Source organism: Mesorhizobium sp. M1423 (assembly GCF_040317575.1).
Taxonomy (GTDB): domain Bacteria; phylum Pseudomonadota; class Alphaproteobacteria; order Rhizobiales; family Rhizobiaceae; genus Mesorhizobium.
The window spans coordinates 57,315-75,641 of record NZ_JAMYKU010000009.1 but is presented as its reverse complement, the minus strand read 5'-3'; the positions used below and the strand labels follow the sequence as shown (position 1 = coordinate 75,641).

Genomic DNA, 18,327 nt, shown 5'->3' with positions numbered 1-18,327 from the left:
ACGGCTCCACGTCCGCAATGGGTCCGCGAGTTGTCGTTCCTTGCAGGTTGGAGAGCGGATGCTCCTTTTCATCTCGTCGCGAACGTGATGATCTCGGGGCTCGAAGGGCCAAGTGGGCTGCCGTCAAAGCCGCCGAATTGCTGTTCGATCCGTAGCCCCGCGTTCCCCAGCAGGCTCGATAAGGCGTCCGTGTCGAGGAATCGCAAGGTGCTGCGACTAACTTGCGGAAGGCTCGGATGCTTTCCGCCGAACCTGTGGGTGAATGTCACCGTCTGTCCATCGAACGGCATGATCACCTCTGTTGTGATCTGCACCAGAGACCCGTCAGGTAGCTCAACGACGACCGCATTTTCGGGTGTCCAGCGCTCCCACGCCCGCACAGAAGGGTTCCGCGTCTCGAACGCGAAGCATCCGCCTGGCACAAGGGCCTGTCGCGCAGCCGCCATCAAATCCCGCAGGTCTTCGTCGCTGACAAGGGCCTGGAATGCATGCCCCGTCATCACAATGAGATCAAACTCGGCTGTCCAGCCGGCCGATTGGAGATCGCCGAGGACCCATTCGATATCCGTGCGCGTTCGTGCGCGATTCAACACGCCGGGTGCTGGGTCGATGCCGCAGAGCCGCCCTGAATGTCCGGCCAGGCGTGCCTCGTGAAGGAGGGTGCCCGTTCCACATCCGACATCAAGCACCGCGTCTGCTGTTAGAATGCGGGGCAGGTAGAAATCATAGTCGTCGCGCGCAGATCTCGGGTGCCAGGCATCGTAGACGACAGCGAGATACGGGTCGGCGAAAAGGTGGTCGACCATAGGCGGTATTCCCAATCAACTTTGATTGTGCGAGCGGTGTCGCCGCGAGCATATAGCCCATAAGTCGCGTCGATCGTTACCGCACGACCTCGCGGTGGGCGCCGGGCAGTCGGGTGGCGATGAGCTTGTCGATGCGGCGGCCGTCGAGGTCGACGACCTCGAAGCGCCAGCCTTGCGCGTCGACGCATTCGCCGGTCGCCGGCAGATGGTGCATATGCGACAGCACATAGCCGGCGACGGTTTCGTAGTCGCGGTTCTCGGGCAGGTCGATGCGGAGAACCTCCGCCATCTCGTCGGCCTGCATGTAGCCGGCGAGCAGCCATGAGCCGTCCTCGCGCTTGACGGCGTTTTCCTCGTCGCCGGCATCGAGGTCCGAGCGGAAGACGCCGGTGATCGCTTCCAGTATGTCGGCTGGGGTGACGATGCCTTCGAAATGGCCGTATTCGTCATGCACCAGCGCCATGGGCACGTCGGATTCCTTCAGCGTCGCAAGCACATCCAGCGCGTCGGCCTGGTCATGCACGATCGGGGCGGTGCGCACGTGCCGGCGCGGGTCCAGGGCGCGGCCGCCCAGCATCGCGGCCAGCACGTCGCGGGTCTGGACGACACCAATCATGGCGTCGACGCCGCCGTCGCCGGCCGGCAGGCGCGAATGCTGGGTATCCATCAGCAGCTTCCTGATGGCGGCCTCGTCGGCTTGCAAATTGATCCAGTCGACCTCGGTGCGCGGCGTCATCACCGCGCGCACGGCACGGTCGCCGAGCCGCATGACGCCCGCGATCATGCGGCGTTCGTCGGATTCGATGGTGCCGTGGTGCTCGGCCTCGGCGACCAGCATCTTGATCTCCTCGTCGGTGACCTTCTCCTCGCTCTGGCCGCGCTGGCCAAGCAGCCACAGGAGGGCACGGCCGGAAAAGTCGAGCAGGAAGACCAGCGGCGCCGAGAAGCCGGCGAGGATGGTCATTGCCGGAGCGACCCTGACGGCGACCCGTTCGGGGTCGCGCAAGGCGATCTGCTTGGGCACCAGTTCGCCGATGATCAGCGAGCCATAGGTGATTAGGGCGACGACGATGCCGACGCCGAGCGGGTCGGCGAGGCTTTCGCGGATACCGGCCGACGCCAGGAAGGTGGCCAACCGCTCGCCAAGCGTGGCGCCGGAAAAGGCGCCGGACAAGACGCCGACCAAAGTGATGCCGATCTGCACCGAGGACAGGAATTTTCCCGGATTGGCGCCGAGCGCCAGAGCCCGGCCGGCGCCCTTGACGTTGCGGTCGATCATCGCCTTGAGCCGCGCCGGCCGCGACGAGACGATGGCGAGCTCGGACATCGACAGAAGGCCGTTCACACAGATGAGGACGACCACGATGGCTATTTCAGCATAAAGCATGCCGGGTCCATAGCATTGCCACGCGGTTTTCGAAAATAGGACGGTCGCGATTTTTCAGGGCAATCGCTTCAGACAGAAAAGATAATGCCCAATTCGTGTTGGAGGTTATCAATTGTCGAAGTCGGCGCCGCCCTGGCAGCGCAAACCTTAAGCAATGGCCCTTTGTCTTTTCAACTAGCCGGCGGAGCAATCAAGCGGCATCCCAGGGCGGCGCGGAAAAATGCTCGATCAGGGTGTCGACGACGACGCGCACCTTTGGCGCGAGGTTGCGTGTTACCGGCCAGATGGCATGCACCACGGTATTTTCGACAAGACAGTCCGACAGAACCATTTCGAGCTCACCGCGCCTGATGCTGTCGGCCGTCAGCCATGTCGGCAGAAAGACGATGCCGCAGCCGGCCAGTACCGCATCGAGCATCGGTTCGCCGTGGCCGAGCACCAGCCGCGCCTTGGGCGCGAATTTTTCGAGAGGGCCGTCGGCATGCCTGACGGTCCAGGGATGGACAGCGCCGTCGCGGCCGTAGCCGATGAGGCTGTGCCTGGCGAGATCCTCGATCGATTGCGGCCTGCCATGGGCGTCGAGATAGGCGGGGGCGGCGACGATGCCCGAACGCTGGGCATAGATGCGGCGCGCGGCGATCGAAAGGCTGTCGTCGAGATCGCCCATGCGCACTGCTAGATCGATGCCTTCCTCGATCAGGTCGACGCGCCGGTCGTTGAACGAGATTTCCATCGTCAGATCCGGGAATTTTTTGGAAATGTCGAACAGCACCGGGGCGACGCATCGCCGGCCGAAAGCCAGAGGCAGGTCGACGCGCAGCCGCCCGGAAGGCACCTGCTTGCGGGAAGCGAGCAGTGACTGGGCGGCTTCGATCTCGGCCAGCGCCCTGACGCAGGCTTCATAGTAGCTCAGGCCCTCGCTGGTTGGGCTGAGGCTACGGGTGGTACGGTTGAGCAGGCGAACGCCCAATCGCTGTTCCAGCTGTGCGATCGACTTGCCGACCGCCGATTTCGTGACATGCAGCCGGACAGCGGCGCCGGTGAAGCTGCCAGCCTCCACCGTATGAACGAATGCGACGATGCCCTGCAGATTGGCCGTTTCCAATGAAGCGCTCCTATTGTAGAGTTTCGCTCATTAATCTGTTGCGAAACATGCCACATCGAAGCGCTTTTCTCCATAGTGAAACGGCGTAAATGTCCGCGCAGCCATCAACCGCGGAGCGCGAACCAAATGAGCACCGAAAACAAATCCTGGCAGATGAACGGTTTCGGCCTGTCCAGGCTGAAGCCGGCCGAGGGAAAGCTGCCCGAACCCGGGCCGCATGACCTTCGGGTACGCGTCACAGCGGTATCGCTGAATTACAAGGACAGGATGATCGTCGATGGCGTGCTGATACCCGACCTCAGCTTTCCGTTCGTGCCGACATCGGATGCGGTAGGCGAGGTGGTGGCGATCGGCGGCAAAGTCAGCCGCTTCGGCATCGGGCAGCGCGTGCTCGGCCAGGTGATCGCCGACTGGCCGGACGGCGACGCGCCGCCGGTGCTGCACAAGCATACGCTGGGTTCGTCACTGCCCGGCACGCTGTCCGAGCATGTGCTGTTTCGTGAGGATGCCGCCGTGGCGGCGCCGCCGTCGCTCAGCGACATCGAGGCATCGACGCTACCGATCGCGGCGCTGACGGCGTGGTTCGCGCTGGTCGAGGCGGCCAAGCCGATCCCGGGCGAAACCGTTCTCATCCAGGGCACTGGCGGCGTGTCGCTGTTTGCGCTGCAATTTGCCGCCGCCTTCGGCCTGCGCGCCATCGTCACTTCGAGCAGCGACGAGAAGCTTGAGCGGGCGAAGGCGCTGGGCGCCTGGAAGGGGATCAATTATCGCAGCCAGCCGGCATGGGACGAGGCGGCGCGCGAACTGACAAACGGGGCTGGCGTCAGGCATGTGCTGGAAATGGTCGGCGGCGACAATGCGCGGCGCTCGCTCAATGCGCTGGGCGCCGACGGCAGGCTCTCGCTCATCGGCCTTCTCGGCAGCATGGAGCTTAGTTTCCCGATCATTCCGTTCCTGCGCAACCGGATCGTCGTACAGGGTATATCGATCGGCCACCGCCGCGCTTTCGAGCGGATGAACCAGGCGATCGAGACGCTTGCGATCAAGCCGGTGATCGACAAGGTGTTTGGCTTCGACGAGGTGCCGCAGGCATTTGAGCGATTGGAGACGGGACCGTTCGGCAAGATCGTGATCACCGTGCCCTGACCTCGTCGACGAAAATGGCTGTCAGACGGGAAGGCTGATGGCGCCTACGGCAGTTGCAGCAGCACGCCGACAATGGCCTTGCCGTCGGTGAAATAGGGATCGCCTTCGCCGTTGCGCCCGGTCTTTGTGGCGCCGACGCCTGGTATCTGGCTGGTCGAGATCAGTATGCCGGCAGCGGCGAGGTCGCGCATCAACTCGTCGCGCTCGGCGTCGATGTCGGGGCCGATGTGATGGGTGATCGCGCCGGTATCGTGGCTGAGGCCAACGCCGCGATCGAAGCTTGCCGAGCCCAGCCAAAGCGGCCGGCCGTCGTCGCCGGTCGCATCGGTCTGCCAGAAGCGGACGTGGTGGCGCCGGTCGGCGCTGGCGCCGACCGGTTTTTCGAAGGCGAGGTCCTGGGCGCGGCCTTCGAACAACAGCCGGCTGACCGGCGCGTCGGGATAGGGGCGGTTAAACAGCACGCTTTCGCCGATCTCGATGGCGGTCTTCAGCGTGATCGCGTCTGCCGTATCCCAGCCGGCGACGGCAAAAGCATGGACAAGCTCCTTCTTGGTGCCGACCAGGCCGACATTGATCGGATCGCCCGGAATGCCTTGCGGCGTGTGCGTCACCATCTCGAATTGCTGATTGCGAAAATTGCGGTCCCGCAACGTCCAGAACTCAGGCGCGGCGAAATAGGCGAGCGAAAGATAAGCGGCACAGCATGCCACCAGCCAGGTCGTTGCACGTCGTCGAAGGCTTCGTTGGCTCATGCATTGGCGCTCGAACTGGCAGGCCCGTCAGGCCGTCGAAATCCTTGGCAAGCGGCGCGCAGCCGATCTATCCTCATATTTTAGCATGAAATGGGGTAGGACCGGCTAACACGAATGAGGGCGTGATGAAGGGCAAACCAGCGCGCGTCACTGCCATGGCGTTGACGGCCGACCTTGTCGCGCTGGTCGAACGTGTCGAGCCCGACCCCGGCCCCGAGCCCGGGACGACAGAGCACACCGACGCCGAGTTCGATAATCTTGTCGAGCAACTGCTGCTGGAATACCGGCCCGAAGCGCTCTGGGTCTTTGCCTACGGCTCGCTGATCTGGAATCCCGAATTCGATTATGTCGAGCGGCGCCCGGCTACGGCGCCGGGATGGCACCGCTCGTTCTGCCTGAAGCTGACCCGCTGGCGCGGAACCCGTGATGTTCCGGCCTTGATGCTGGCTTTGGACCGGGGCGGCAGCTGCAAAGGCGTTGTCTACAGACTTCCGGCAGAAGATCATTTCGGGCAACTCGGTCGGCTGATGCGACGGGAGATCGACGCCAACCCGCCTACCAACGTGCCGCGCTGGATCTGGGTCGAGACCAGCGACGGGCCGCTACGCGCCCTGGCATTCGTCGCGGCGCCCGACGGCAAGGCATATGCCGGGCGGCTGCCGCTCGATCAGGTGGCACAGACATTGGCGCGCGCAGCCGGACATTGGGGTTCGTCCGCCCAGTATCTGTTCCGCACCGTCAGCATGCTCGAGGAGAGCGGAATCCGCGACAGAAACTTGTGGCACGTCCAGGGTCTGGTCGCGCAGCACATCAAGGCTTCCATCGACGGCACGCAACGCAGCTGATCCGGGCGCTCTCGCACGTATGCTTGCCCCATTTATTTCATCTGAAAACCGGAACGGTCAGCGGCAGGCGCGGTAGCCGTTCTTGCGGTTCTTGATGTCGAAATGGAAATGGTTGCGGTGATCGTAATTGTAGCCGGGGCCGAGCACGGTGGTGAAATACTGGCAGCCGTCGGCGCGCACATTGTTGAGGAAGCCGCGTGTGCGGAAGGCGAACAGGCCGGGCTTGCGGACGTCGATGTCGTCGCCATTGTTGAGCTCGATGCTCATCACGTCGAGTGCATTGCCCTTGCCGTGTTCCGACAAAACACCTTCGCCGGCAATCCTGCGGCAGGAATAGCTCGAGCCCTGGTGGATGGTCCTGACGCCTGAAAAATAGCGCCAGCGGGCCGACGGGACGAGTTCGTTCCTGGTCCAGCCGGCAAAGGTGGCGGCCATGTCGCAGGTCAGCGTCGCGGCCGGCTTCATCTCGACGCTGCCGATGGCCGAGACCTTGACCGGATAGTCGATGCCGCACTGGCCTTCGTGGATCGGCGCAACGTCGGTGTAGATGACGCCGAGGCGCTTCAGTTCCTTGCGGCAATCGATCTCTGCGGCCGGCATCTGTTCGGCCGGCGACATCGGGTTGTCCAAGCGCGGATAGGCGGCCGTCAAATAGGGGTTGGACGGGACGAGGCGCTGCATGCCGGAATATTCCGGGCCGGAATCTTGGGGGCCGGAATCTTGGGGGCCGGAATCTTGCGGGTCGGAATTGGGCGGGACGGCAGCGGTCTGGCTGCCGACATCGACGGCCGGCTGCAGCGACAATACGCTGCCGGTGTTGCAGGCCGAGATCGCCGCAATGGCAAGCATGGCGGCAAGCCTGCCGGCCATGCGTGCGCGTCCTGTGTGCCGCGCAGCGGCAAGCGCAGCGCCAAATAGCCCGGCCATCGGAAGGGTCCCTGTCCCTGGATGACACAGACTCTAAACCTGAAGAGTAAAGGAAAAATCAGCGGCGCCGTTCACGCCTGCGGCCAAATTGCGGCGCCCACTGTCGGCGCCCGGCGTCATTGGCAAAACGTGCCGCCATTGCGGCGCGGTTCGAGGTCGAAGTGGAGATGCAGCGAATGATCGGCGTCGCTGCCCGGGCCAAGCACGGTCTTGAACGGCCCGCAGGCGGCCTTGCGCACTGCATCCAGGAATTCCGCGTCCTTCTGTGGCGGCGTTGGACCGACATCGATCTCTTTCCCGTCGGAAAGCGTGAAGCTGGCGATGTCGAGGGCGTTGCCGAAGGCGTGCTCCGACAGTTTGCCGCCGGCGTGGCGCGGCCGGCAGACGAAGGCGGAGGCCTGGCCGATCGATTTGATATCCGTGCCGAACTCGGCCTTTGCGGCAGGCTGGATGACCGAAGCAGCAAAGCGGGCGGCCGCTTCCGCCATCTGGCAATTGAGCTCGGTTTCGGGACCGATGGCGATGGATTTGCCGAGCGTTTTCAGCACGACCGGGTAAGGGATCGAGCAACCGACCGCCGTATCATGCTCGGGCTTGCGCTCCTCGAAATCGACGCCCATGGACTTCAGCCGCCTGCGGCAGGCCAATTCTTCGGCCGGCATTTCCTTCCCGGCAATGGCGGCCGAGCGAGGATCTGGAAGGATTTCTTGCTCCGTCTTTTTGTCTGCCTCGGCCGGGTTTGGTGGCGCGGCCGGTGGGCTTGCCGGCGGCTCAGCCTGCGCCGGCTTTTCAGGAGGCTGTGGTGCAATCGCCGGCGGCTCCGGCTGCTGGGTCTTGGGCTGGCCATTTTGGGGCTGCCCGTTTTGCGGCTGCTCGTTTTGGGGCGGCTCAGCCTCCGGGGCATCCGCCGGGCGCGGTTCGGGGACCGGGATGTCGGCTGGCGACGGCGGAGTGGCTTCCTGGTTGAACTGCGGAACCGGTGCAGTTTGCGGCAGTTCGGGCGCCTTGGCCAGAGCGGGTCCCGTCAGCGACGTAGCCGTAACGGCCAGCAGCAATCTACCCAATCTGAAAAAGCCAAACGCCGCCATTACTTCGCAACGGCCAGAATGCAGGGAAGTTGCCTTGGGCGAGGCGGGCCGGCGATCACAATCGGTAACCGCGCCGTCACGCGCCGATCGCTTCCAGGCCCTCCTCGAGCCAGTCCGCCAGCAGCGGCATGCCGAGCAGGTACTTTGCCGTGCGCTGGTTGGCGCGCTCGCGGGCGGCGGTCAGCGCGTCCGTCCATTCCGTCGCGTCATAGTCGCCGCGGCCGACCCAGGCCAACGCAATCAGTTCGGCCGCTTCGTCGACATTGAGGTCGTCGATCAGTTCGCGCAGTTCCTCCTCGGTGAGATTTTCGGAGCTTTCCTCGGCAAGGCCGTCGTGATGGTGGTTGTCGTGCGCGTTGCCGTCGAGCTCTACCTCGTGCTCGGCGCCGTCGGCATAGTCTTCGTTGACGGCGGCGCTGAGCGCCTTCGCCTTCAGGATGAACAGGCGCACGGTGTCGGGACCGATCGAAAGCTCCCAGTCTCGTTCAACGCGTTGCTGCACCGGCCGTCTCCCTGCTTCGTGCTCGGTCGGCCCGATGATAGCGGATTTGCAGCGCTCGTCACGTTCTCGCGTCGGCGTTAATCGTGAACCATGATTTCCGATGCCCTCTGTTCCCGGGATAAGATGGCCTTCCTGGGAGAGATCGCGGTTTTGAGATAGAATGGCATTTTCCGGGGACGAAACGGCTTCGGCCCGGCGTTAGTGTTGCATTGTCAGGTTCAAAGGAGAGTGTAATGCGCAGACGACTGCTGATTCAGGTCATGGCCATCGCCGCCCTACCGCTGTTTGTGGCGCCGGCGTTTTCGGCTGGTGAAGGCGGGGGAGGTGGCGGTGGCGGCCAGAGCCAGTGCAAGAAGGGGGAGGTCTGGGACAAGAAGCAGAAGAAATGTGTCTCGCCGAAGCAAGGCATGCTGGACGACGACAGCATCTATGATGCCGGTCGCGCGCTGGCGATGGATGGACGCTATGACGAGGCGATCGCCGTGCTCAGCCTCGCCGCCAACAAGCAGGATCCGCGCATCCTCAACTATCTTGGCTATTCGCACCGCCATTCCGGCCGTGTCACCGTCGGCCTCGGCTATTACGAGGAAGCGCTGCGCATCGACCCGAATTACACGCTGGTGCGCGAATATCTCGGCGAGGCGCACCTGCAGATCGGCGATCTTGCCGGCGCCCAGGAACAGCTCCGCGAGATCGAGAAGCGCACGGGCAAGGGGTCTCGCGAATACGGCATGCTGTCGGAGCAGATCGATCATTTCATGAGGAGCTGATCCTCCGGAACGCTCCTCATAACCGGCTGTGAGCGATCGCAGCCGGTTTTTTGCTGTGCTGCGCACGTTTGGCACAACCGGGATTTGGCATCACAGTACACACGATGCGATCTTGGAAACCCGCTTGACGTGGGGTCAGCCGCGCAATCGGTGGATGATTTTTCAAAAACCGACTTTTTGGACGTGAAAAACCCGCGAAGATTGCTATATCTTGCGAAATTGTGGTGAGACGGTTCCGTTAGCCCGAGGCTGCCGGACCGTTTTCTTTTTGTACCATCGACAAGGTCGCTCCCGATTGCGGGGGCGGCGGCAGGAAAGGTCAGGCATATGAACAAGGTCCCGATGACAGGCGAGGGGTTCGCGTCATTGAAGGAAGAACTCCGCTGGCGCCAGCAACAGGAGCGGCCGCGTATCATCGAGGCGATTTCCGAAGCGCGCTCGCATGGCGACCTCTCCGAAAATGCCGAATACCACGCGGCAAAAGAGGCGCAGAGCCTCAATGAGGGCCGGGTCAACGAGCTTGAGGATCTGATCGCGCGGGCCGAGGTGATCGACGTCACCAAGCTCAGCGGCGACAAGGTCAAGTTCGGCGCCACCGTGGTGCTGGTCGACGAGGATACCGAGGAGAAAAAGACCTACCAGATCGTCGGCGACCAGGAGGCTGACGTGAAGTCCGGCCGCATCTCGATCTCCTCGCCGATCGCGCGCGCCCTGATCGGCAAGGAAGTCGGCGACGCCATCGAGGTCAACGCACCGGGCGGCGCCCGGGGCTACGAGATCGTCCAGGTGCAATTTATCTAGGACCTTTTGATAATTCTACTCCGGCGGCCGACTAGCGCGGTTTTCTGCGCTTCCGGTGCTCGCGTACTTTAAGTACGCTCCGCTCCGGTTCTCGAAACCCACGCTATTCGACTCGCCAGAGGCGAATTCTGAAAAGGTCCTACGCCGCGCCTTGTGATTTAAGCGCCAGCAATCTCTCGGCTTCCGCCATCACCTCCGGCGGCGTGATGCTGCGGCCGGGTCTGGCCAGCAGCGTCGATGAGAATGGGCCGCGCGGGCCGGTCAGGCCGGGCTCGGTGGCGAGGAATACCGCCACCGTCGGCAGGCCGAAGGCGCTGGCGAGATGGGTCAGGCCGGTGTCGGCGCCGATCACCAGCGCTGAGCCGCCGATGACACCGGCGATCTCGGCAAGCGGCGACCTGGGAACCACCACGGTTTGCGAAACGGCGCCGGCGATCGCCTCGGCAACTGCCTTTTCCCGGTCGTTCGACCAGGTGGTGACCGGCGTCATCCCCTTATCCACCAGCAGGCGGGCGGTTTCGATCCAGTCCGCGACCGGCCATTTCTTGTCCTCGCGGCTGGTGCCGTGCAGCAGGAAGGCGGTCTTTTCGCCGACAAAAGTCGATCTTCCGGCTGGCGGCACGATGCCGGAGTCAAGCCGGGAAAAATCCGGCTCGTAGCCGAGCGCCAGCCCGAACAGCCGTCTCGTGCGCTCGATGGCATGCAGGTCGCGCGGCACGGCGTAGCGATGGCCATAAAACAGGCTCGCCGAAGGCTCGCGGGCGCTCGAGCGGTCGAACCCGGCGATCGGTCCTGCCGCCAGCCGCGCCACCAGCGCCGATTTCAACAAGCCTTGCGCATCGAGAACGAGGTCGTAGCGGCAATCGCGCAAGGCGCGGCGCAAGCCGACCACTTCCCGCCATGTGCCGGGCTCGAGCAGCTTCCTGCGCCAGCGCCGGATCGCCACGCTGTGGATGGTTTGGATGGCTGGATGCAGCGCCACGATGCCGGCAAAGGCCTCTTCCACGCACCAGTCGAACGATAGGCCGGGCCGGGCGCGGCGCGCATCCTCGATCGCGGGAAAGGTGTGGATGACGTCGCCCATCGACGACGTCTTGACGATCAGCACCTTCATGCGGCGGCCGGCATTTCCAGCAGCCGCTCCGCCGCTGCTACGACCCGTTCGACGTCCAGCGTCTTCAGGCAGTTGAGATGACCGAGCGGGCAGGTCTTCCTGTGGCACGGCGAACAGGACAGGCCGAGCCAGACCAGTTCGCGACGCTCTGCGAGCGGCGGCGTGTTCTGCGGCGAGGTCGAGCCGTAGACAGCGACGACGGGCGTGCCGACGGCGGCGGCGACATGCATCAGCCCGCTGTCGTTGGAGACGGCGAGCCTGGCCGCCGCGATCAGGTCGATGGCATCCTCCAGCCGCGTCTGGCCGGCAAGATCGACGGCGCCCGGCGCAAGCGCGGCGATTTCCGCCGTCACCCCAGCGTCGTTCTTCGATCCGAACAGCGCCACGCCAAACCCTTTCGCCATCATCTCGCGGGCAAGGCCGGCATAGTGTTCGCTCGGCCAGCGCTTGGCCGGGCCGAATTCGGCGCCGGGCATAAGTGCGACGAATTTCCTCGCCGTCAGCCCGAAACGGCCGAGCAGTGCCGCCTGGTTATCCTGATCGACGGCAAGCTTGGGAGCCCGGAAGGCGCCGCCCTGGGCAAGGCCGAAATAGGCCTGCGCGGTGCGCCGTTTCAGGCGATCGGGCAAGGGCACGATGTCGGTCAGCAGCCCGTAGCGCATCTCCTTGAGATGGCCGACGCGGCGCGGAATGCCGGCAAAGAACGGGATCAGCGCCGACTTCCAGCTGCCCGGCAGGATATAGGCCATGTCGTAGCGGCCGCGCAGCAGCCGGCCGAAGCGCCTGCGGATGCGGAATTCGAACGCGCCGGATTTCAGCGGCAGATCGATCTGCTGGCGTATTTCGGGCATGCGCTTGACCAGGGGGGCTGCCCAGGCCGGCGCCAGCACGTCGATGGCGGCGTTCGGATGAAGCTCCCTCAGCGCCTGGAACAGGCACTGCGCCATCACCATGTCGCCCACCCAGCGTGGGCCGATCACGAGGATCGTTGGGCTTTCAGCCATTCGACATAGTCTCTGACGCCGGTTTCCACTGTGCGGAACTGGCCATTGTAACCGGCTGCGCGCAAGCGGGACATATCAGCTTGCGTAAAGCTCTGGTAGCTGCCCTTGAGGTGGTCGGGAAACTCGATGAATTCGATCTGGCCTTGGCCGAGCGTATCGATCACCGTTTCGGCAATGGCGCGGAACGGCTGGGCCTTGCCGGTGCCGCAGTTGAAGATGCCGCTCGAGCCGCGTTTCCACAGCCACAGATTGACGTCGGCGACATCGCCGACATGGATGAAGTCGCGGCTCTGCTCGCCGGGCCCGAAACCATCATAGGCGCCGAACAGCTTGGGGTTTTCGCCGCGTTCGACCTGGTTGAACAAATGGAAGGCGACCGAGGCCATGGCGCCCTTATGCGCCTCGCGCGGTCCGTAGACGTTGAAATAACGCAGGCCCGCCACCGGCGAATGGTCGGTATCGAACACGGTGCGGCGGACATAGTCGTCGAACAGCTTTTTCGAATAGGCATAGACGTTGAGCGGCCGTTCGTATTGCGGATCCTCGCGGAACTCGGCGCCGCCGCCATAGACCGAAGCGGACGAGGCATAGAGGAAGGGTACGCGCAGGGCCAGGCAGGCGTGCAGCAAGTGCTTCGAATAGGTGTAGTTGACCTCCATCATGAACTTGCCGTTCCATTCGGTGGTGGTCGAGCAGGCACCCTGGTGGAAGACGGCCTCGATGCGGCCGAGGTCCCCGGCTTCCATCCGCGCCAGGAAATCGTCCTTGTCGAGATAATCGGCGATCTCGAGATCGGCGAGATTGGCGATCTTGTGGCCGTCGGTGAGGTCGTCGACGACGAGGATGTCGCTGAAACCGTCGGCGTTGAGCGCGGCGACGATGTTGGAACCGATCATGCCGGCGCCGCCCGTGACGATGATCATGAAAGCCTCTGGTACCTTGTGTCGGTTGTAGCCTTGTGGGATTCTGGCCTTATAGGGGAGCCGGGCCGGGCTGTCGACAAAGCAGGTGGCGGGCGGCAGGATGAGCGTCATAGTGGCGCCGCAAAGGTCTCGTTTCGGTCGGCCTGCCGGCCGACCGGCGACAGGAGCAAGGTAATGCCGTCAACCGAACTGCTTGTCGCCTTTTTCGCCACCACGGCGATCTTCGCCTATATCCCCGGTCCGGCGATGCTCTATGCCGCCGCGCAAACCATGGCGCGCGGCCGCTGGTCCGGCCTGATGGCGGCGCTCGGCATCCATCTCGGCGGCTATGTCCATGTCTTCGCCGCCGCTGTCGGCCTGTCGGTGCTTTTCCATGCCGTGCCGGTGCTTTACATGGCGGTCAAGCTGGTCGGTGCACTGTATCTGATCTGGCTCGGTGTTTCGCTGTTTCGCGCCAAGGCCCAAGGCGATGCGGTTTTGCCGGGAATTCAGCCGAAATCCGCCCGCCGCGCCTTTTTCGAGAGCGTTGCCGTCGAGGTGCTCAATCCCAAGACGGCGATTTTCTTCATGGCGTTCCTGCCGCAATTCATCGATGCCTCGGCAGGGTTTCCGGTCTGGCTGCAGTTCGTCGTGCTTGGAACGATCGTCAATTTGATGTTCTCGTCGGCCGACATTGTTTGCGTGATGCTGGCCGGCGCGGTGACCGCCAGGCTGCGGCGCTCGAGCCGGGCGCAACGACTGATGCGGCGCGCCGGCGGTGCGGTGCTCGTCGGGCTGGGCGTGCATGTCGCGTTGCAGAAAAGCTGACGCACCGTCGCGCTGCCGCGATCGGTCGAAGGCCTGCCGTTGCGTTGGCTGGAATTGCGGTATATCGGCATCGCCATGAACGGCCGGCCCTGCCAATCGAATTTCCCTGTCACTGAAATCGGCTCTCCCGCGCGTTGACATGATCAAGCTGCCTTCACCCGAACCTCTTCACCGCGCCATCTCGCGCTTCGGCAGCGCCACCGTGCTGGTGGTCGGCGATTTCATCCTCGACCGTTTCGTCAATGGCGTAATCGAGCGCATTTCGCCGGAAGCGCCGATCCCCGTGCTGCACGGGCGCGGCGAAACGCTGGCGATGGGTGGCGCCGGCAATGTCGTCGCCAATATCGTTTCGCTCGGCGCCGCCGCCATACCGGTCTCAGTGATCGGTGCTGACGAGGCCGGCAAGAACCTCATGCGCATGCTCGACGAGTTTGGCGTCGACACCGGCGGGCTGGCGCAGGATGCCGATCGCATGACGTCGTCGAAAAGCCGCTTCAGCGCGCTCAACCAGCAGGTGCTGCGTTTCGACGAAGAGGAAATCAAGCCGCTGGGCGATGCCGAGCGGGCGATGATGGTCGGGCATTTCCGCGACGCGCTGGCGCGCGCCGACATCGTCATCCTGTCCGACTATGGCAAGGGCGTGCTGCTCGACGGCGTCGCCGGCGAGCTGATCTCGATCTGTCGGGAAGCGGGCAAGCCGGTGCTGGTCGATCCGAAGGGCAGCGACTATGCGCGTTATGCCGGCGCGACGGCAATCACGCCCAACCGTAAGGAGCTCGGCGAGGCGGTCGGCCGCGCGGTGTTCGCCGACGACGAGATCGAGGCGGCGGCGCGCCAGCTGATTGCGGCGCACGGTTTCGATTTCGTCGTCGCGACGCGCAGCGAAAAGGGCATGAGCGTCATCGGTGCGGACGACGCCCGGCATATCGCCACGCAGGCGCGCGAAGTGTTCGACGTTTCAGGCGCCGGCGACACGGTGATCGCGACGTTTGCACTGGCGCTTGCTGCAGGGGCGGATCGCGTCATGGCCGGATCGATCGCCAACGCCGCCGGCGGCGTTGTCGTCGGCAAGCGCGGCACGGCGCGGCTGACGATCGAGGAACTCACCGGCGCGCTGTTTCGCTCGCATGGTCCGGTTGCCCACATGGATGCCATCCTCGATGCCGCCGCCGCCGCGCGGCTGGTGGCGGGCTGGAAGGACGAGGGCTTGAGCGTGGGCTTCACCAATGGCTGTTTCGATATCCTGCATGCCGGCCATGTCAGTCTGTTGCACGCGGCGCGCAGCCTGTGCGACCGGCTGGTGCTCGGCCTCAACAGCGATGCCTCGGTGCGCCGGCTGAAAGGGCCGGGGCGCCCGGTCAACGACCAGCATGACCGGGCCTGCGTGCTGGCAGCACTTGCCTCCGTCGACGCCGTCGTCATCTTCGAGGAGGATACGCCGCTTTCGCTGATCGAGGCGCTGAGCCCCGACATACTAGTCAAGGGCGCCGACTATACGGTCGATCAGGTGGTTGGCGCCGATGTCGTGCAGAAGGCCGGCGGGCGCGTCGTGCTGGTCGATCTCGTTGCCGGCAAGAGCACGACCGGCACCATCGGCAGATTGCGCGCCGGGAACTGAGGATTTCATGTCCGAACTGAACGATTACCTGGCCCGCTCGGCGGCCGCGATTTTGGCGATGGTCGAGCGCGACCTGACCAGCGAGATGGAGCGGGCGGTCAGCGCCGTCGTCGCCGCGCTTTCGCAGGGCAAGGCGTTGCTGATCGCCGGTAATGGCGGCTCGGCCAGCGATGCCATCCACATTGCCGGCGAGCTGGTCGGCCGCTTCCTCAGGGAGCGCAAGGCCTACAACGTCATCGCGCTGCCCGCCAATGCGGCGGTGCTGACAGCCTGGGGGAACGACTACGGCTTCGACACGGTGTTTGCGCGCCAGGTCGAGGCGCATGGCTCGGCGGGCGCCGTGCTGCTCGCCATCTCGACCAGCGGCAATTCGCCAAGCATTCTCGCCGCCGCCCAGCAGGCGCGCATGATGGGCATGACGGTCATCAGCCTGACCGGCGACACCGGCGGCAAGCTGAAGCCGCTATCCGACATCCTGCTCAACGTACCCTCGACCTCGACGCCGATCATCCAGCAGGGGCATTTGTGCCTCTACCACCATCTCTGCGAAATGGTCGAAACGCGCCTCTGCGACGCGGGGTGATTGGGTATTCGATTAGGCGCCAGCGCTGAAGCTGCCGATCTCCCCCCTTGTGGGGGAGATGCCCGGCAGGGCAGAGGGGGGCGCTGTCCCGCCGACCTGTCGATGGATTTTCAATCATGCCCTCAGACATGTTATCGGCTGGTCGCAGGTGAACGAGGTTGGCGTTCCTTCACGCCCCCCTCTGTCCTGCCGGACATCTCCCCCACGAGGGGGGAGATTGGATGTAGCCTCGGTTTTCGCCAATCTTCAACGCTGAAGACAATTTTGTTCTTGCTTTGTGCCGGCAGCTATGCTACTAATTTGGGTATGGTGATGATTTCCACCAACGACCCGCCCGCCGAGGCGGGTTTTTTGTTTCCGGGTTTTTGTTTCGCAGGCGCTTTGCCTGGTCTCTCAAGCTGAAAGTGCCACCAGCCCTTTGTCCTTGACCCGGCGGATGGTCAGCGCGGTTCGCACCGTATCGACCGAGGCGCTTGGGTCAGAGCACAATTAGTTGGCTTCTGCCAATGTCGCGAAGTTTAGGATTTTTGCGTCATCCAGCGGCGAAAAAGCCGGCCATCTATGATGAGCAGGCTTGCAATGATCGATGTCATCCCCGCGAACTCGAACGGCTCCAGCCTTTCCCCGAGAAACACTGTGCCAAGCAGGATCGCGCTGGCAGGCACCAGAAGCGTCACGAGGGAAGCGTTTGTCGCTCCGGCCGAGGCGATCAGGTTGAAATAGAGGATGAATGCCAGCGCCGTCGTGAAGACCGCAAGAACAGCCACTGCCGCCCATATGGGGACGCTTGACGTCACGATCGCCGCCGGACTGTAGAGAAGGAAAACGATCGGTAACATGACTATGGTGGAGGCAGTGAGTTGGCCGGTCGCCACCACCGATGGCTTCATGTTCTTGAATCGCTTGGCGTAGACGACGCCGAAGCCGTATGAGATGGCCGCCCCGATCACGGCGAGCTTCGCCCAGGCAGGGCCACCAAGATTGGACAGCAGCCCGGGGCCGATCATGATGGCGGCTCCGGCGATTCCGAGCCCCACTCCCGCCAGCTTGGTCGCCGACAATTTCTCATCCGCCGTCAGCAGGTTTGCAACGAGGATCGTCCACAGAGGTGTTGTTGCATAGAAGATAGAGGCAAGACCCGCACCAATCTCGGTTTGTCCTGTGAAGATCAGGGAGAACGGAATCACGTTGTTGAGCAAAGCCAGGCACAGGAAGGGGCCGGGCCTCGCCAGTGCGGGAGCGAAAGAAATGCCGCGCGTCCTCAGCCATAAATGCAGGACGAAGGCGGCGATCGACACCCGATAAAGGACAAGGGCCAGTGGCGGAATCTCGGCTACCGCGATGCGCGCGAAGAAGAAGGTGCCGCCCCACAGAAAACCCAGAAGCAGCAACTGCCCCCAGTCGCTTGCCGACATTGAGCGTGTCGGTGCTGTCGTGCTCAACGCTTCGCCTGTCTAATTTCGGAGTGTAAGTGCAGACGATAATACGAATTAAACTGGCGATTATATTGGAAGTTTTGCCTAAATCGACCAGATTTATTAGAATATTAATATTGGAATTAATATTCTAAAGTGTTTTAGAATTCCTATTGTCGAATATCAAAGCTTCCGTTGCTGCGGTCCCGATCAGGCGTTGAACGCCACTAGCCCTTCATCCTTGACCCGGCGGATGGTCAGCGCGGTTCGCACCGTATCGACATTGGCTGCCGAGGCCAGTTCCTCGATGACAAAGGTCTGGAAGGTGCCGAGGTCGCTCGCCACGCAATGCAGCAGGAAGTCGGACTCGCCCGACACCATCCAGGCATCGCGCACGATCGGCCAGCCGCGGGTGCGCTCGGCGAAGGTCTTGAGCTCGGCGTCGGCCTGGTGATGCAGGCCGATCAGGCAGAAGGCGACGACGTCGAGGCCGAGCGCCGGCGCGTTGAGCAGAGCGCGGTAGCCGCGGATGATGCCGGCCTCTTCCAGCCGCCGGACCCGGCGCAGGCACGGCGGCGCCGAAATGCCGACCCGGCTCGACAGCTCGACATTGGTCATGCGCCCGTCCTGCTGAAGCTCGCGCAGGATCTTCCAGTCGATGGCATCGAGATCGGCCTTGATCGGCATGGTGGCTTCCGTGCGGCTTCCATGGTGACGCGAAAGAATCTTTCGCG

General features: G+C 63.5%; 19 protein-coding genes. 7 read left to right on the top strand and 12 right to left on the bottom strand.

Annotated elements, in window-relative coordinates; genetic code table 11:
• Positions 1-68: 68 nt before the first annotated feature.
• From NKG95_RS13610 to NKG95_RS13600, 3 genes are all read right to left on the bottom strand, one after another.
• A complete protein-coding gene (locus tag NKG95_RS13610; protein WP_353041094.1) occupies positions 69-806 on the bottom strand; it encodes a class I SAM-dependent DNA methyltransferase in 738 nt (245 codons plus the stop codon).
• A 76-nt stretch (positions 807-882) separates the two neighbouring features.
• A complete protein-coding gene (locus NKG95_RS13605) occupies positions 883-2,193 on the bottom strand; it encodes a hemolysin family protein (protein WP_352846673.1) in 1,311 nt (436 codons plus the stop codon).
• Between the two features lie 190 nt (positions 2,194-2,383).
• Entirely contained in the window at positions 2,384-3,298 is a 915-nt protein-coding gene (locus NKG95_RS13600; RefSeq protein ID WP_353041093.1) for a LysR family transcriptional regulator, read from the bottom strand.
• Positions 3,299-3,424: 126 nt separating this feature from the next.
• On the opposite strand from NKG95_RS13600, the gene NKG95_RS13595 reads away from it, so the two are divergent.
• Positions 3,425-4,444: a zinc-dependent alcohol dehydrogenase family protein gene (locus NKG95_RS13595; RefSeq protein ID WP_353041091.1), complete on the top strand. Its 1,020-nt coding sequence runs from the start codon at positions 3,425-3,427 to the stop codon at positions 4,442-4,444.
• A gap of 44 nt (positions 4,445-4,488) precedes the next feature.
• Here NKG95_RS13595 and NKG95_RS13590 read toward each other — a convergent pair whose 3' ends face one another.
• Positions 4,489-5,196, bottom strand: coding sequence for an LssY C-terminal domain-containing protein (locus tag NKG95_RS13590; protein WP_353041089.1), 708 nt, complete (start codon positions 5,194-5,196; stop codon positions 4,489-4,491).
• Between the two features lie 125 nt (positions 5,197-5,321).
• Here NKG95_RS13590 and NKG95_RS13585 point away from each other — a divergent pair, with 125 nt between their 5' ends.
• On the top strand, positions 5,322-6,041 hold the full coding sequence (locus NKG95_RS13585) for a gamma-glutamylcyclotransferase (protein ID WP_353041087.1): 720 nt from the start codon (positions 5,322-5,324) through the stop codon (positions 6,039-6,041).
• 57 nt (positions 6,042-6,098) lie between these two features.
• On the opposite strand, the gene NKG95_RS13580 is transcribed toward NKG95_RS13585, so the two are convergent.
• From NKG95_RS13580 to NKG95_RS13570, 3 genes are all read right to left on the bottom strand, one after another.
• Entirely contained in the window at positions 6,099-6,968 is an 870-nt protein-coding gene (locus tag NKG95_RS13580) for an extensin-like domain-containing protein (RefSeq protein ID WP_353041086.1), read from the bottom strand.
• Between the two features lie 116 nt (positions 6,969-7,084).
• Positions 7,085-8,056 (bottom strand): extensin-like domain-containing protein, encoded by a 972-nt coding sequence (locus NKG95_RS13575; protein WP_352483137.1) that lies wholly within the window; start codon positions 8,054-8,056, stop codon positions 7,085-7,087.
• 76 nt (positions 8,057-8,132) lie between these two features.
• On the bottom strand, positions 8,133-8,558 hold the full coding sequence (locus tag NKG95_RS13570) for a DUF3775 domain-containing protein (protein ID WP_353041085.1): 426 nt from the start codon (positions 8,556-8,558) through the stop codon (positions 8,133-8,135).
• Between the two features lie 233 nt (positions 8,559-8,791).
• Between NKG95_RS13570 and NKG95_RS13565 the strand changes: the two genes are divergently transcribed.
• Together NKG95_RS13565 and greA are read left to right on the top strand one after the other, a co-directional pair.
• A complete protein-coding gene (locus NKG95_RS13565) occupies positions 8,792-9,328 on the top strand; it encodes a tetratricopeptide repeat protein (RefSeq protein ID WP_352494917.1) in 537 nt (178 codons plus the stop codon).
• Positions 9,329-9,655: 327 nt separating this feature from the next.
• Complete coding sequence (gene greA, locus NKG95_RS13560) at positions 9,656-10,129, top strand: transcription elongation factor GreA (RefSeq protein WP_023719113.1); 474 nt, start codon at positions 9,656-9,658, stop codon at positions 10,127-10,129.
• Between the two features lie 139 nt (positions 10,130-10,268).
• On the opposite strand, the gene waaC is transcribed toward greA, so the two are convergent.
• From waaC to rfaD, 3 genes are read right to left on the bottom strand one after another with little or no spacing between them, the layout of a single operon-like run.
• Positions 10,269-11,243, bottom strand: coding sequence for a lipopolysaccharide heptosyltransferase I (gene waaC / locus NKG95_RS13555; RefSeq protein ID WP_353041083.1), 975 nt, complete (start codon positions 11,241-11,243; stop codon positions 10,269-10,271).
• Positions 11,240-12,247: a lipopolysaccharide heptosyltransferase II gene (gene waaF / locus NKG95_RS13550; protein ID WP_353041081.1), complete on the bottom strand. Its 1,008-nt coding sequence runs from the start codon at positions 12,245-12,247 to the stop codon at positions 11,240-11,242. Before waaF ends, waaC begins: the two co-directional genes overlap by 4 nt.
• The gene (gene rfaD / locus NKG95_RS13545; RefSeq protein ID WP_352592456.1) at positions 12,220-13,170 is read right to left on the bottom strand and encodes an ADP-glyceromanno-heptose 6-epimerase; all 951 of its coding nucleotides are present in this window, start codon (positions 13,168-13,170) and stop codon (positions 12,220-12,222) included. The genes waaF and rfaD overlap by 28 nt, the downstream gene beginning before the upstream one ends.
• 174 nt (positions 13,171-13,344) lie before the next feature.
• On the opposite strand from rfaD, the gene NKG95_RS13540 reads away from it, so the two are divergent.
• From NKG95_RS13540 to NKG95_RS13530, 3 genes are all read left to right on the top strand, one after another.
• Positions 13,345-13,977, top strand: coding sequence for a LysE family translocator (locus NKG95_RS13540; protein WP_023719109.1), 633 nt, complete (start codon positions 13,345-13,347; stop codon positions 13,975-13,977).
• A 139-nt stretch (positions 13,978-14,116) separates the two neighbouring features.
• Positions 14,117-15,595: a D-glycero-beta-D-manno-heptose-7-phosphate kinase gene (rfaE1, locus tag NKG95_RS13535; protein WP_353041079.1), complete on the top strand. Its 1,479-nt coding sequence runs from the start codon at positions 14,117-14,119 to the stop codon at positions 15,593-15,595.
• Between the two features lie 7 nt (positions 15,596-15,602).
• Positions 15,603-16,178, top strand: coding sequence for a D-sedoheptulose-7-phosphate isomerase (locus NKG95_RS13530; RefSeq protein WP_352791417.1), 576 nt, complete (start codon positions 15,603-15,605; stop codon positions 16,176-16,178).
• A 518-nt stretch (positions 16,179-16,696) separates the two neighbouring features.
• Here NKG95_RS13530 and NKG95_RS13525 read toward each other — a convergent pair.
• Both NKG95_RS13525 and NKG95_RS13520 read right to left on the bottom strand, forming a co-directional pair.
• On the bottom strand, positions 16,697-17,593 hold the full coding sequence (locus tag NKG95_RS13525) for a DMT family transporter (RefSeq protein WP_352815537.1): 897 nt from the start codon (positions 17,591-17,593) through the stop codon (positions 16,697-16,699).
• Between the two features lie 210 nt (positions 17,594-17,803).
• Entirely contained in the window at positions 17,804-18,280 is a 477-nt protein-coding gene (locus NKG95_RS13520; RefSeq protein WP_352815480.1) for an Lrp/AsnC family transcriptional regulator, read from the bottom strand.
• Positions 18,281-18,327: the final 47 nt, after the last annotated feature.